The sequence below is a fragment of the Streptomyces sp. NPDC007905 genome (assembly GCF_042959345.1).
Lineage (GTDB): Bacteria > Actinomycetota > Actinomycetes > Streptomycetales > Streptomycetaceae > Streptomyces.
On the sequence record NZ_JBIBKS010000010.1, the window covers coordinates 252,689 to 266,277 of the forward strand.

Here is a 13,589-nt window from a genome sequence, read left to right on the forward strand (position 1 = left end):
AGCAAGTCCCTGGCCTGCGCCTGGAACCGGTGACGCTCACTCCGCCGGCTCGCCCAGCAGCCGCAGGAAGTCCCGGAACGCGCCCGGCATGTCGACCGACTCCGGGTCCAGCAGCCACTGGTACTGCAGGCCGTCCATCACCGCGACGAGCAGCGGGGCGGTGCGCTCCGGAGTGAGGCCGTTGGGCAGCCGGTCGCCGTACTCGGCGCGCAGGACCGCCGCCATGCTCTCGCGGACCCGGGCGTAGCGCTCGGTGAAGTAGGCCCGCGCCGGGTGCCCCTCCGTCACGCTCTCGCCGAGCAGCGCCGAGAAGGTCTGGATGATGGCCGGGCGCATCGCGTTGTACTCGACCAGCGAGGCCAGCAGGTCCACCCGCCACCGCGTGTCCGGCACCGCGTCCCACCGGTCCCGCTCCTGGAGCACGGCCACCAGCAGGGCGTCCTTCGTCGGGAAGTAGTGCAGCAGCCCCTGCTGGGTCAGCCCGACCCGCTCGGCCACCGCGGCCAGGCTCGCGCCCCGGTAACCGCGCTCGGCGATCACCTCCAGGGCCGCCCCGACGATCTCCGCGCGCCGCTCCTCGCTCCTGACCCTCGCGTTCATGACGTCACCGTACGACACCACTCCGAGCCGAATATAACGGCAAGATAACAAAACCTACCGCCCTACAGGTGCTGGATGCAGGATGAGAGGCACCCATAGGGACTTCAGCGAGGAGGTACCGCCGTGGCGGAGACGGACAGGGCGCGCGCGGACGAGGTCCGCGAGGCGGTCGTGGAGGCGGCACTCGGGCGGCTCGATCTCGACGCCAAGGCGCGGCTGCTGGGCGGCCAGGACACGTGGACCCTGCCCGCCCTGCCGGAGATAGGCCTGCGGTCCCTGGTCATGTCCGACGGCCCGATCGGCGTCCGGGGCGTGCGCTGGACCGCCGACGACCCCTCCGTCGCCCTGCCGTCGCCGACCGCGCTCGCCGCCACCTGGGACCCCGGACTGGCCCGCCGCGCGGGCGTGCTGCTCGCCCAGGAGGCCCGCCGCAAGGGCGTCCACGTCCTGCTCGCCCCCACCGTCAACCTGCACCGCTCCCCGCTCGGCGGCCGCCACTTCGAGGCCTACAGCGAGGACCCCCACCTGACGGGCGTGATCGGCTCCGGCTACGTCACCGGCGTCCAGTCCGGCGGGGTCGGCACCACCGTCAAGCACTTCGTCGCCAACGACGCCGAGACCGACCGCCTCACCGTGAACAACCTCGTCTGCGAACGCGCCCTGCACGAGCTGTACCTGGCCCCCTTCGAGGCGATCGTGACGAACGCCCGCCCCTGGGGAATCATGACCGCCTACAACACGGTCAACGGCACGACGATGACCGAGCACCACCACCTGGTCAACGAGGTCCTGCGCGGCGCATGGGGCTTCGACGGATGCAACGTCTCCGACTGGACGGCCGCCCGCGACACCGTGGGCGCCATCAACGGCGGCCTCGACGTCGCCATGCCCGGCCCCGAGACCGTGTACGGCGCGCCCCTCGCCCAGGCCGTCCGGGACGGCCGGGTCGCCGAGGCCACCCTCGACGCCGCCGTACGCCGGGTGCTGCGCCTCGCGGCCCGCGTCGGCATCCTGGACGGCGCCGAACCGGCCGTCGCCGAGCCGCCCGCGCCGGTCGACGGCGCGGCCCTGGCCCACGAGATCGCCCGCCGCTCCTTCGTCCTCGTCCGCAACGAGCGCGGCGCCCTCCCGCTGAAGCCCGGCTCCGTGGCCCTGATCGGCGCCGCCGCCCGCGACGCCCGAGTCCTCGGCGGCGGCTCCGCCACCGTCTTCCCGGCCCGGATCGTCTCCCCGCTCGACGGCCTCACCGCCGCCCTCCCCGAGGGCACCCTCAGCTACGCCGTCGGTGCCGACCCGGCCACCGAACTCGCCGTCGCCGACCAGGGCTTCACCCTCCGCGCCATCTGCCGCGACGCCGACGGAAACGTCCTCGGCACCGGTTCAGCGCCCAGCGGGCACATCCAGTGGATGGGTTCCGACCTGCCCGAGGGTGTCACCCACGACGCCCTGAACACCGTCGAGCTGACCGGCACCTTCACCCCGCGCGAGTCCGGCCCGCACAGCTTCGGCATCAGGGGCATGGGCGCGTTCACGCTCACCGTCGACGGGACGACGTACTACGACGACGTCCAGCGCCCCGACCAGGACGGCCCCTTCGAGGCCTTCTTCGCCGCCCCCGTCCCCCGCGCGCAGGCCGAACTGACGGCGGGCGGCACCGTCGACGTCTCCCTCACCCACGTCGTCCGGCTCCCCGAGAACATCCCCATGAAGGCCGTCACCTTCGCCCTCGCCCACTCCGCCCCGCAGCGCGACCCCGACGAGCTGATCGCCGAGGCCGTCGAGACCGCCCGCGGCGCCGACACGGCCGTCGTCGTGGTCGCCACCACCGACCGCGTCGAGTCCGAGGGCTTCGACCGCACGGACCTGAAGCTGCCCGGCCGCCAGGACGACCTGGTCCGCGCCGTCGCCGCCGCCAACCCCAACACCGTGGTGGTCGTCAACTCCGGCTCCCCGGTCGAGCTGCCGTGGCGGGAGGAGGTCGCCGCCGTGCTGCTGACCTGGTTCCCCGGCCAGGAGGGCGGCGCGGCCCTCGCCGACGTCCTGACCGGCGCCCACGAGCCCGGCGGCCGGCTTCCGACCACCTGGGGGTCCCTCACCGACGCCCCCGTCACCCAGGTCGTCCCCGTGGACGGCGAGCTTCCCTACACCGAGGGTGTGTTCATCGGCTACGCCGCCTGGGAGAAGGCCGGCCGCACCCCGTCGTACCCCTTCGGACACGGCCTGAGCTACACCGACTGGACCTACGAGTCCCTGGAGGTCGACGGCACCACCGCGCGCATCCGCGTCCGCAACACCGGCGAGCGGCCGGGCCGGGAGGTCGTACAGGTCTACCTGTCCCCGGCCGAGCCCGGTGCCGAGCGCCCGGCGCACCGGCTGGCCGGGTTCGCGGGCGCCGCGGCCGGGCCCGGCGAGAGCGTCGAGGTGACCGTCGAGCTGCCCCGCCGCGCCTTCGAGATCTGGGACGAGACGGCGAAGTCATGGGTGTATGTGAAGGGTTCGTACGAGATCGCCGCCGGCCGCTCGATCGCGGACCGCAGGCTGACCGCGCCGATTAACGTCTGATCCGGGACAAGTCCCCCACGAACAGCCCCGGTCCGGGACCTGACCCCCGGACCGGGGCTCGTCACACCGTCAGCGCACCGAGAAGCCGTACACCGTCTCGGACCGGAACACCTGGCCCGGCCGCAGCTCGGTGCTCGGGAAGTCCGGGCGGTTGGGGGAGTCCGGGAAGTGCTGGGTCTCCAGGGCGATGCCGTCGCCGGGGGCGAAGGGGTCGCTCAGATGGTCGGCGGTGTAGAGCTGGAGACCCGGCTCCGTGGTGGCCACCGTGAGCACTCGCCCGGACGCCGGGTCGTACAGCTCGGCGACCTCCTCCGCCGTCCTTGTCACGCCCTTGTCCAGAACGAAGTTGTGGTCGTAGCCGGAGCCGACCTTGCGGTCCGTACGGAAGTCGAGGCGGGAGCCGAGCACGTCCTGAAGGACCCCGGTGGGGATCAGGCCCGGGTCGACCGGGGTGTACCGGGAGGCGGCCAGCCGCAGCTCGTGGCCGCCCGCGTTGCCGGCACCGCTCAGGTTCCAGTACGTGTGGTTGGTGAGGTTGACGACGGTCGGCGCGTCCGTCACGGCCTCGTAGACGATCCGCAGCGCACCGGACGCCTCCAGCGTGTACGTGGCCGTCACCTCCAGCCGGCCCGGGAACCCCTCCTCGCCGTGCGGGCTCACCCGGGTCAGGCGCACACCGTGCTCGACCGGCTCGGCGTCCCACACCCGCTTGTCGAAGCCGCGCTCGCCGCCGTGCAGGGTGTGGGGCCCGTCGTTCGGCGCCAGCGCGTGGGTGCGGCCGTCCAGCGGGAAGCGGGCGCCCGCGATGCGGTTGGCGTACCGGCCGACCAGAGCCCCGAGATACGGCTCCGGGTGCTCCAGATAGCCGTCGAGCCCGGGGAACCCCAGCACCACGTCCGCCGTGCGTCCGTCCCGGTCCGGGATCTCGGCCGACTGAACGATCCCGCCGTACGACAGCACACGCACCCGCAGCCCGGCCCGCTCCAGCGTCCAGCGGTGCACCGGCGTGCCGTCGGAAAGTGTGCCGAAGAGTTCGCTCATGTGGGAAACCCTAGGTCACGGCTTCACCGCGGTCACCGTGCGGAAGGCGATCTCGGCGAGTCGGGCCTGCCCGTTCCGGCTCGGGTGGAACCAGTCCCAGGGGCTGAGCTGCTCGGTGTCGAAGCGGTAGTCGAAGACCGCGTTCCGGTCGAAGCGGCAGTGGCGGTCCTTGGCGCAGACGTCCTTCAGCACCTTGTTGTAGTCCTCCACCCGCCGCTGTACCGTCTCCCGCCGCACCACGGCCGCACGGGTCAGGTCGTCGGCACCGCCCAGCATCGACGGGCACAGGCCCAGCTTCCACACCTGCTTGCCCAGCGGGTTCGTCCGGCCCTGGGACCACAGCCGCTTCAGGTTCGGCACGCTCGCCACGTACACCTGCGTCTTCGGCAGCGCCGCGCGCAGGGTGGCCAGGGACTCCTCGAAGCCCGCGCGGAAGTCGGCCACCGGTGTCATCGCCGACGCCGACGACCGGCACGCGTCGTTCGCGCCGATCATCACCGTCACCAGCTGGGGATCGCGAGCGGCCGCGTGGGCCATCTGCTCCGGCAGGTCCGACATACGGGCGCCGGTCACCGCGTAGTTCCAGCTGCGCTCCGCCGCCCCCCGCACGCCCAGCAGCCGCACCGCCAGGCTGTCGACCTTGGCGTCGCTGCCCGTCGCCCACGACACCTCGGGGCAGTCGGAGAGCACCGCGCACGCGTCGAATCCGCGGGTGATCGAGTCGCCGACCGCGGCGATCGAGTCCGGACTGCGGTTCCACACCGGCGTGGGTCTGGCCGAGGGACGGGACGCGCTCGTCCCGGAATCCTTCGTGCCGTCGGCGCCGCCTCCACCGAAGGCGTCACACCCGGCCGTCGCCAGCACGGCCGTCACCACGACGGCGAGGGCGGCCCGCGCACGGTGCCTTCGCTTCCGCATCCCTGGGGTTCCCCTCGCTCGACGGTGCAGTGCTTCCTCCCATAACAACGCGCGAGGGTTCCCGGCCGGGGACCTTGGAACGGCGCACCCCCGTACAAGCGTCCCCCTGGGTGAATGGCGGGAGTTTCCTGGCACCGGGACCGACGGTACGTCACACTCCTTGCGCCCCCGCAAGGTAGCCTCGCCATCAACGCGGCCGTCGTGCCACTGCCGCCCAGCCAGTCCGCAAGATGTCCCGCTCTGCCCGGAGGTTCCGGTGACGACACGTGGAGTTCTGTACGTGCACTCCGCGCCGCGCGCGCTGTGCCCGCACGTCGAGTGGGCCGTCGCAGGGGTGCTCGGCGCGCGCGTCAGCCTCGACTGGATCCGGCAGCCCGCGGCTCCCGGCACCTGGCGCTCGGAGTTCTCCTGGCAGGGAGAGATCGGAACGGCCTCCAAGCTCGCCTCCGCGCTGCGCGGCTGGCACCTCCTGCGCTTCGAGGTCACCGCCGAGCCCTGCCCCACCGCCGAGGGCGAGCGCTACAGCTGCACCCCCGAGCTCGGCATCTTCCACGCGGTCACCGGCATCCACGGCGACATCCTCATCCCCGAGGACCGCCTGCGCGCCGCACTGCTCCGCAGCCAGCGGGGCGAGACCGACCTGGAGGCCGAGCTGTCCAAGCTGTTGGGCAAGCCGTGGGACGACGAGCTGGAGCCGTTCCGCTACGCGGGAGAGGGAGCTCCGGTGCGTTGGCTGCACCAGGTGGTCTGAGCGGAGCCCGTACGAAGAAGGGCCCCCACCAGCCGGTGGGGGCCCTTCACACGTTCTCAGATGGACCGGAACGCCAGCACCACGTTGTGTCCGCCGAACCCGAACGAGTCGTTCAGGGCGGCGACACGACCCTCGGGGAGAGTCCGCGCCTCACCGACGACCACGTCCGCGTTCACCTCCGGGTCGAGGTTCTCCACGTTGATGGTCGGCGGAGCCGTACGCTTCACCAGCGCCAGGATCGACGCGACGGTCTCGATACCACCGGCGCCACCGAGCAGGTGACCGGTCATCGACTTCGTCGCGGAGATGGCCATGTGATCGACGTCGTCACCGAAGACCTTGCGCAGGGCCTTGATCTCGGCGACGTCACCCTGCGGGGTCGACGTGGCGTGCGCGTTCACGTGCACGATCTCGGCCGGCTTCAGATCCGTCTGGTCGAGCAGGTTCTGCAGCGCGTGCGCGATGCCGTTGCCGGACGGCTCCGGCTGCGTGATGTGGTGGCCGTCGGCGGAGATGCCCTGGCCGATCGCCTCGGCGTAGATCCGGGCACCGCGGGCCTTCGCGTGCTCCTCGGACTCCAGGACGATCACACCGGCGCCCTCGCCGAGCACGAAGCCGTCACGACCGGAGTCGTAGGGACGGGACGCGCCCTGCGGGTCGTCGTTGTTCTTGGACATCGCCATCATGTTGCCGAACGCGGCGATCGGCAGCGGGTGGATGGCGGCCTCGGTACCACCGGCCACGACCACGTCCGCACGCCCGGTGCGGATCATCTCGATCGCGTACCCGATGGCCTCCGCGCCCGAGGCGCAGGCCGAGACCGGGGTGTGCACACCGGCGCGGGCACCCAGCTCGATACCGACGTTGGCCGCCGGCGAGTTGGGCATCAGCATGGGCACGGTGTGCGGGGAGACGCGGCGTACGCCCTTCTCCTTGAGCACGTCGTACTGGTCCAGGAGCGTCGTCACACCGCCGATGCCGGAGGCGATGACCGCACCCAGACGGTCGGGGTTCACGGACGCGTCCTCACCGGCCTTGGCGGTGAAACCGGCGTCCTTCCAGGCCTCCTGAGCGGCGATCAGCGCGAACTGCGCGGACCGGTCCAGCTTGCGGGCCTGCGGCCGGGGAATGATCTCGCCCGGCTCGACGGCGATCTGCGCGGCGATGCGGACCGGCAGTTCGGCCGCCCACTCCTGCTCGAGGAGGCCGACACCGGACTTGCCGGCGACGAGGGCCTCCCAGAACGAGGCTGCGTCGCCACCCAGCGGTGTGGTTGCGCCGATACCGGTGACGACCACGGTGCGATTGGTCGGGCTCACGGGAATTCTTTCTCCAACGGATGCGGGATTCGACGGCGCCACCGCCGGGTGGCGGGGCCTTGCAGCCTGACGGCCTAAGGGGTGGATCAGGCCTGGTGCTTGAGGATGTAGTCGGTGGCGTCACCGACGGTCTTGAGGTTCTTGACGTCCTCGTCCGGGATCTTCACGTCGAAGCGCTCCTCGGCGGCGACGACGACCTCGACCATGGACAGCGAGTCGACGTCCAGGTCGTCGGTGAAGGACTTGTCCAGCTGGACGTCCTCGGTGGGGATCCCGGCGATCTCGTTCACGATCTCGGCGAGACCGGCGACGATCTCTTCCTGAGTGGCGGCCATGTCAGGCGCTCCTTCTTCGATATTCCAGACGGTTTGTGGCAGTTGTCCCCTGCCGGATCGCATGATCCGGCACGGAGTGCCTAGGGGAGGGTAACGACCGTGGCGGCGTAGACGAGACCCGCCCCGAATCCGATGACGAGCGCGGTGTCGCCGCTCTTCGCCTCGCCGGTCGCCAGGAGCCGCTCCATCGCGAGCGGAATCGAGGCGGCCGACGTGTTGCCGGTGGTGCGGATGTCACGGGCGACCGTGACGTGCTCCGGCAGTTTCAGTGTCTTCACCATCGAGTCGATGATCCGCACGTTGGCCTGGTGCGGGATGAAGACGTCCAGGTCGTCCGGGCTGATCCCGGCCGCGTCCAGCGCCTGCTGGGCGACCTTCGCCATCTCGAACACGGCCCAGCGGAACACCGCCTGGCCCTCCTGCGTGATCGCGGGGAACTTGACGTTGCCCTCGCTGTCGACGGGCAGTTCGGCGAGGTCGCCGATCCTGAACCGGTCCCAGGAGACGGTCTGCTTGATGGTCTCGGACTTGTCGCCCTCCGAGCCCCAGACGGTCGGGCCGATCGCCGGTTCCTGCGAGGGGCCGACCACGACCGCACCGGCGCCGTCACCGAACAGGAAGGCCGTGGCCCGGTCCTCCAGGTCGGTCAGGTCGCTGAGCCGCTCCACGCCGATGACGAGCACGTAGGCGGCGGAACCTTCCACCACCATGCCCTTGGCGAGCGTGAGGCCGTAGCCGAAGCCCGCGCAACCCGCCGAGATGTCGAAGGCGGCGGCCTTGTCGGTGCCCAGCTTGTCGGCGATCTCCGTGGCGACGGCCGGGGTCTGGCTGAAGTGCGAGACGGTCGAGACGACCACGGCGCCGATCTGCTCGGCGTCGATGCCCGCGTTGGCGATCGCCTTGCCGGAGGCCTCGATGGCCATCGCGGCGACCGTCTCCTCGGGGCCCGCCCAGTGCCGGGTCTCGATGCCGGAGCGCGAACGGATCCACTCGTCGGACGAGTCGATCTTCTCCAGGATCACCTCGTTGGGCACGACACGGGTCGGCCGGTAGCCGCCGACGCCGAGGATGCGCGCGTACGGGGCGCCCTTGCTGGGCTTGATCTTCGCCATGTACGGCTCCTTAGGCACCTGCGTGCTCGATGATGAGCTCGCGGGCCGCGTCGAGGTCGTCGGGGGTCTTCAGGGCCAGCGTCTTCACGCCGGGCAGGGCCCGCTTGGCCAGGCCGGTCAGCGTGCCGCCCGGGCACACCTCGATGAGCGCCGTGACGCCCAGCTCCTTGAACGTCTCCATGCACAGGTCCCAGCGCACCGGGTTGGCGACCTGGCCGACCAGCCGCTCCAGCACCTCAGCGCCGCCGGCGACGGCCCGGCCGTCCTTGTTGGAGACGTAGGTCACCTTCGGGTCGGCGGGCGACAGCTCCGCGGCGGCCTTGGCCAGCGTCTCGACGGCGGGCGCCATGTGGCGGGTGTGGAAGGCGCCGGCCACCTTCAGCGGGACGACCTTGCGGACGCCCTCGGGCATGTCCTCGTTCAGCGCGGCGAGCTGCTCCAGCGTGCCCGCGGCGACGACCTGGCCCGCGCCGTTGATGTTCGCCGGGGTCAGGCCCAGCTTCTCGAGGTGCGCGACGGAGACCTCGGGGTCGCCACCGAGCAGCGCCGACATGCCGGTCGCGGTGATCGCGGCGGCGTCGGCCATGGCCAGACCCCGCTTGCGGACGAGGCCCAGCGCGGCGGTGTCGCCCAGGACGCCCGCGAAGGCGGCAGCAGTGATCTCCCCCACGCTGTGGCCGGCGACCGCGTCCGGAGCGAGCTCGGAGGCCGCCGCGTCAGCGGCGAGGGAGTACGTACCGAGTGCCGCGGCGGACAGGATCCCGGCGGCGACCAGCAGCGGCTGGGCCACCGCGGTGTCGCGGATGGCGTCCGCGTCGGCCCGGGTTCCGTAGTGGACCAGGTCGAGTCCGATGGCGTCCGACCACGCGGCGACACGGTCGGCGGCACCGGAAAGGTCGAGCCAGGGAGTCAGGAAGCCGGGCGTCTGGGCGCCCTGGCCGGGAGCGACGAGTACGAGCACTCTCACACTCTCTCTTGGGGACGGCCACGGCCGCCCGTGGGGACAGGGACGAAGAACACGAGGGCCTTTTGTGGGCCCCCGACAAAAACCTAGGGTTGGGCGTCTCCATCGGCCAGACGCCCCAGGATCAGCGCGATCCGCAGTGTGAACGCGGATCGTACATCCGAAGGCGACCAACCGGTGACGTCTGTCACACGTCGGAGCCGGTAGCGCACGGTGTTCGGGTGAACGAAGAGCATCCTGGCCGCGCCCTCCAGGCTGCTCGCCTGCTCCAGGTAGACACTCAGGGTTTCCAGGAGCGCCGAGCCCGCCTCCTCCAGCGGTCTGTAGATCTCCTCCACCAACTGCTCGCACGCGCCCGGATCGCCCGCGATCGCACGCTCCGGCAGCAGATCGTCCGCCAGCACCGGCCGCGGCGCGTCCTGCCAGGCGGAACACGCCTTCAGCCCGGCCGCGGCGGCCTGCGCGGACCGGGTCGCGGCCAGCAGATCGGATACGACGGGCCCGGCGACCACCGGTCCCGCGGCGTACGGACCGATCAGCGACTTGGCGACGGCGAGCGGATTGGGGCTGCCGCCCGCGATGACGACGAGCCGGTCGCCGAGCACCCCGGTGAGCACCTGCAGCTTGGCGTGCCGCGCGGCCCGCCGGATGGCCTCGACGGTCAGCTCGCTGTCCCCGTCGGGGGCGGTCCCGAGCACGACGCACACATGCTCCGGCGAGTTCCACCCGAGCGCGGCGGCCCGGCTGACGGCGCCCTCGTCGGCCTCCCCGCTGAGCACGGCGTTGACGACCAGCGACTCCAGCCGCGCGTCCCAGGCACCGCGTGCCTCGGCGGCCTGCGCGTACACCTGGGCGGTGGCGAAAGCGATCTCCCGTGCGTACACGAGCAGGGCCTCCCGCAGCACGCTCTCGTCACCGGGCGCCGCGACCTCGTCGATGGCGGACTCCATCACCTCGATGGTGGTCCGCACCATCTCCACGGTCTGCCGCAGCGTGATGGCCCGGGTCAGCTCACGGGGGGCCGTTCCGAAGACGTCCGTGGAGATCGCCTGGGGCGCGTCCGGGCGCCGGAACCACTCGGTGAACGCCGCGATGCCGGCCTGGGCCACGAGCCCGATCCAGGAACGGTTCTCCGGCGGCATGGCCCGGTACCACGGCAGGGTCTCGTCCATGCGTGCGATGGCCTGCGCGGCGAGGCTCCCGGAGGACTTCTCCAGCCGCTTCAGGGTCGCGGAGTGCGGGTGGACGGCGTGTGCTGCGGGTTCGCTGTGACGGGATTCGGGTTCGGGCACGGGGACAAGACTGCCTTATCGGGACGGGAGCGTGCGCCGCCGGGGTCATGGCTGGGGTACGCCCAAGATCCGCGGCGGGTCCGCGGTGCGGTCCGCGGTGCGGTCCGCGGTGCGGTCCGCGGTGCCGTCTACGGTGGTGCCCGTGATGGACGTACGGCGCGCTGCGGAGCGCTATCGCGGAGGGGATCCGGAGGCCGGGATCGACACCCGCCACGCCTTCTCCTTCGGCCCGCACTACGACCCCGACAACCTGCGCTTCGGGGCGGTGATCGCCTGCAACGAGGAGCGGCTCGCCCCCGGCGCCGGCTTCGACGAGCACCCGCACAGCCACACGGAGATCGTGACCTGGGTGGTCGAGGGCGAGCTGACCCACCGCGACTCCACCGGCCACGAGACCAGGGTCCGCCCAGGAGACGTCCAGCACCTCGGCGCCGCGGCGGGCGTCCGGCACGTGGAACGCAACGACACGGACCGGCCCTTGACCTTCATCCAGATGTGGCTGGCGCCCCTGGAGCCGGGCGGGGACCCGTCCTACGAGATCATCCCGGGCATCGCGGACTCCACCCCGTATGCGGTTCCGGGCGCGGGCGCGATGCTCCACGTACGACGCCTGGCCCCCGGCGAGCGGACGGCGGTGCCGGACGCCCCACAGGTGTACGTGCACGTGGTCCGGGGGGAGGTCCGCCTGGGTGAGGAGCGGCTCGGGCCGGGGGACTCGGCGCGGATCACCGGGGAGGAGGGCCTGGCGGCGGTCGGGATCACGGCGACGGAACTGCTGCTGTGGGAGATGGCGCCGTAGCGCCCGCCGCGGCCCGGGGTCAGCCCCGCACCTCCGCCAGCACGGCGTCGGTGAACACCGGCCACGCCTCGATCGCCCAGGGCCCGAAGGCCCGGTCCGTCAGCGCGACTCCGGCCACCCCGGCGTCCGGGTCGACCCACAGGAACGTACCGGACTGCCCGAAGTGCCCGAAGGTGCGGGGCGAGGAGGAACTCCCCGTCCAGTGCGGCGACTTGGCGTCCCGGATCTCGAAGCCCAGCCCCCAGTCGTTCGGGTTCTGGTGGCCGTATCCCGGCAGCACCCCCTTGGTCCCCGGGTACTGCACGCTCATCGCCTCCGCCACGGTCCGCGGATCCAGCAGCCGCGGTGCCTGCACCTCCGCCGCGAACCGCAGCAGGTCCTCCACCGTCGACACGCCGTCCTTCGCGGGGGAGCCCGCCAGGGAGGTCGCCGTCATCCCCAGCGGCCGCAGCACCGCCTGCCGCAGATACTCGGCGAACGGAATGTCCGTCGCCTTGGCGATGTGGTCCCCGAGCTGCTCGAACCCGGCGTTGGAGTACAGCCGCCGCTCCCCGGCGGGGGCCGTCACCCGGTGCTCGTCGAAGGCCAGCCCGGAGGTGTGCGCGAGCAGATGACGGACGGTCGAGCCGGGCGGCCCGGCCGGCTCGTCCAGCTCGACGGCACCCTCCTCGTACGCGACGAGCGCCGCGTACGCGGCCAACGGCTTGGTCACCGAGGCCAGTGGAAAGCGGTGCCCGACGGGCCCATGGGTCCCGAGGACGGTCCCGTCCGCCCGTACGACACCCGCCGCGGCGGTGGGGACGGGCCAGTTCTCGATCAGCGCCAGGCTCTGCAACGACATGCCGGCGAGCCTAGTGCCGGCTCAGAGCAGCAGGCGCATCGAGGGGCCGGGATCACGCGCGAAGCCGAGGGACGAGTACCGGGGCTCCGCCTCGGGGGGAGGCGTTCAGCGGCACGTGCCCGGCGCCCCGCTCCCGGAACCGGTCCAGCAGCCGTTCCCTGCACGCCCGCGCACCCACGGTGTCGCGCCTCCGGGTCGGTCGCCGCACCGAAGACGCGGCCGACGTGCCCGAGCGGATTGCCGGCCTTGCCGATGCGGTACTCCACCGTGCCCGCCACGAGCGCGGCCAGTGCCCCCGGCCGCTGCGGGTGATCGGCCACGAACGCCGCGAAGTCCCCGTCCTTCTCGACGAGCCGCTTGCGCAGCGTCGGCAGGGACTCGGCGTGCCGGTCGGTCGGGCCACCCCCCTCCTTCTCGAACGGAGAGTCGATCACGACCTGGCGCAGCCGCAGCACTTCCGCGGCGTCCTCGGGCTCGGCCCGGCGTTACGAGACTCATGGCCCGCACGCCAACGAAGGTGCACGGGCCAGTTCTGGGGATTTCTTACTGGTTTCCGCTTGCTTGGAGTGCACTCGAAGGCCATAGCGTGGGGAGCATGACGGTGATGCAGACCACGCCAGCGGACACCGAGCAAGCCACCCCCGCCGACATCTGCTCCGCCCCACCCCGGCGCCATCCCCGCCCCGAGGGCCAGGACGGCTACACGATCAGCGAGGTCGTCGCCTTCACCGGCCTGACCGCGCACACGCTGCGCTGGTACGAGCGGATCGGCCTGATGCCGCACGTGGACCGCTCCCACACCGGCCAGCGCCGCTACAGCAACCGCGACCTGGACTGGCTGGACTTCGTGACCAAGCTGCGCCTGACCGGCATGCCGGTGGCGGACATGGTCCGCTACGCGGAGCTGGTGAGGGAGGGCGACGGCACCTACGCGGAACGGCAGGAGTTGCTCGAGTCCACTCGCCGGGACGTCCTGACCCGCATCGCGGAACTGCACGACACCCTCGCAGTCCTGGACAGGAAGATCAGCTTCTACGCGCGGGGGCGGTAGCGCG

Annotated in this window: 13 protein-coding genes and 1 pseudogene; 4 read left to right on the forward strand and 10 right to left on the reverse strand. The window is 71.9% G+C overall.

The window, feature by feature from the left end; genetic code table 11:
- Positions 1 to 36 precede the first annotated feature (36 nt).
- The gene (locus ACFZDC_RS20025; protein WP_391325506.1) at positions 37 to 618 is read right to left on the reverse strand and encodes a TetR family transcriptional regulator; all 582 of its coding nucleotides are present in this window, start codon (positions 616 to 618) and stop codon (positions 37 to 39) included.
- Positions 619 to 723: 105 nt separating this feature from the next.
- On the opposite strand from ACFZDC_RS20025, the gene ACFZDC_RS20030 reads away from it, so the two are divergent.
- Entirely contained in the window at positions 724 to 3,162 is a 2,439-nt protein-coding gene (locus ACFZDC_RS20030) for a glycoside hydrolase family 3 C-terminal domain-containing protein (RefSeq protein ID WP_391325508.1), read from the forward strand.
- A gap of 69 nt (positions 3,163 to 3,231) precedes the next feature.
- On the opposite strand, the gene ACFZDC_RS20035 is transcribed toward ACFZDC_RS20030, so the two are convergent.
- Both ACFZDC_RS20035 and ACFZDC_RS20040 read right to left on the reverse strand, forming a co-directional pair.
- Positions 3,232 to 4,203 (reverse strand): galactose-1-epimerase, encoded by a 972-nt coding sequence (locus ACFZDC_RS20035; protein WP_391325510.1) that lies wholly within the window; start codon positions 4,201 to 4,203, stop codon positions 3,232 to 3,234.
- Positions 4,204 to 4,218: 15 nt separating this feature from the next.
- Entirely contained in the window at positions 4,219 to 5,121 is a 903-nt protein-coding gene (locus ACFZDC_RS20040) for an SGNH/GDSL hydrolase family protein (RefSeq protein WP_391325511.1), read from the reverse strand.
- A gap of 256 nt (positions 5,122 to 5,377) precedes the next feature.
- On the opposite strand from ACFZDC_RS20040, the gene ACFZDC_RS20045 reads away from it, so the two are divergent.
- Complete coding sequence (locus ACFZDC_RS20045; protein WP_391325513.1) at positions 5,378 to 5,872, forward strand: DUF3145 family protein; 495 nt, start codon at positions 5,378 to 5,380, stop codon at positions 5,870 to 5,872.
- Positions 5,873 to 5,928: 56 nt separating this feature from the next.
- Here ACFZDC_RS20045 and fabF read toward each other — a convergent pair whose 3' ends face one another.
- From fabF to ACFZDC_RS20070, 5 genes are all read right to left on the reverse strand, one after another.
- A complete protein-coding gene (gene fabF, locus ACFZDC_RS20050) occupies positions 5,929 to 7,191 on the reverse strand; it encodes a beta-ketoacyl-ACP synthase II (RefSeq protein WP_391325515.1) in 1,263 nt (420 codons plus the stop codon).
- 86 nt (positions 7,192 to 7,277) lie between these two features.
- Complete coding sequence (locus ACFZDC_RS20055; RefSeq protein WP_018545314.1) at positions 7,278 to 7,526, reverse strand: acyl carrier protein; 249 nt, start codon at positions 7,524 to 7,526, stop codon at positions 7,278 to 7,280.
- Between the two features lie 80 nt (positions 7,527 to 7,606).
- Positions 7,607 to 8,638, reverse strand: coding sequence for a beta-ketoacyl-ACP synthase 3 (locus ACFZDC_RS20060; protein WP_391325517.1), 1,032 nt, complete (start codon positions 8,636 to 8,638; stop codon positions 7,607 to 7,609).
- Between the two features lie 10 nt (positions 8,639 to 8,648).
- Positions 8,649 to 9,599: an acyltransferase domain-containing protein gene (locus ACFZDC_RS20065; RefSeq protein ID WP_391325519.1), complete on the reverse strand. Its 951-nt coding sequence runs from the start codon at positions 9,597 to 9,599 to the stop codon at positions 8,649 to 8,651.
- An 89-nt stretch (positions 9,600 to 9,688) separates the two neighbouring features.
- Positions 9,689 to 10,894: a helix-turn-helix domain-containing protein gene (locus tag ACFZDC_RS20070; protein WP_391325521.1), complete on the reverse strand. Its 1,206-nt coding sequence runs from the start codon at positions 10,892 to 10,894 to the stop codon at positions 9,689 to 9,691.
- 145 nt (positions 10,895 to 11,039) lie between these two features.
- Between ACFZDC_RS20070 and ACFZDC_RS20075 the strand changes: the two genes are divergently transcribed.
- Complete coding sequence (locus ACFZDC_RS20075) at positions 11,040 to 11,693, forward strand: pirin family protein (RefSeq protein ID WP_391325658.1); 654 nt, start codon at positions 11,040 to 11,042, stop codon at positions 11,691 to 11,693.
- A 19-nt stretch (positions 11,694 to 11,712) separates the two neighbouring features.
- Here the strand turns inward: ACFZDC_RS20075 and ACFZDC_RS20080 are convergent, their stop codons facing one another.
- Together ACFZDC_RS20080 and ACFZDC_RS20085 are read right to left on the reverse strand one after the other, a co-directional pair.
- On the reverse strand, positions 11,713 to 12,534 hold the full coding sequence (locus ACFZDC_RS20080; protein ID WP_391325523.1) for a serine hydrolase: 822 nt from the start codon (positions 12,532 to 12,534) through the stop codon (positions 11,713 to 11,715).
- Positions 12,535 to 12,555: 21 nt separating this feature from the next.
- A pseudogene (locus tag ACFZDC_RS20085) lies at positions 12,556 to 12,989 on the reverse strand (GNAT family N-acetyltransferase).
- A 140-nt stretch (positions 12,990 to 13,129) separates the two neighbouring features.
- Here ACFZDC_RS20085 and ACFZDC_RS20090 point away from each other — a divergent pair.
- Positions 13,130 to 13,585, forward strand: coding sequence for a MerR family transcriptional regulator (locus ACFZDC_RS20090; RefSeq protein ID WP_391325525.1), 456 nt, complete (start codon positions 13,130 to 13,132; stop codon positions 13,583 to 13,585).
- Positions 13,586 to 13,589: the final 4 nt, after the last annotated feature.

Excerpts from the sequence above, each read along its gene's own strand:
- ACFZDC_RS20040 (WP_391325511.1), bottom strand. The coding sequence starts at position 5,121 with ATGCGGAAGCGAAGGCACCGTGCGCGGGCCGCCCTCGCCGTCGTGGTG.
- ACFZDC_RS20035 (WP_391325510.1), bottom strand. The coding sequence starts at position 4,203 with ATGAGCGAACTCTTCGGCACACTTTCCGACGGCACGCCGGTGCACCGC.
- ACFZDC_RS20090 (WP_391325525.1), top strand. The coding sequence starts at position 13,130 with ATGACGGTGATGCAGACCACGCCAGCGGACACCGAGCAAGCCACCCCC.
- ACFZDC_RS20055 (WP_018545314.1), bottom strand. The coding sequence starts at position 7,526 with ATGGCCGCCACTCAGGAAGAGATCGTCGCCGGTCTCGCCGAGATCGTG.
- ACFZDC_RS20075 (WP_391325658.1), top strand. The coding sequence starts at position 11,040 with ATGGACGTACGGCGCGCTGCGGAGCGCTATCGCGGAGGGGATCCGGAG.
- ACFZDC_RS20080 (WP_391325523.1), bottom strand. The coding sequence starts at position 12,534 with ATGTCGTTGCAGAGCCTGGCGCTGATCGAGAACTGGCCCGTCCCCACC.
- ACFZDC_RS20060 (WP_391325517.1), bottom strand. The coding sequence starts at position 8,638 with ATGGCGAAGATCAAGCCCAGCAAGGGCGCCCCGTACGCGCGCATCCTC.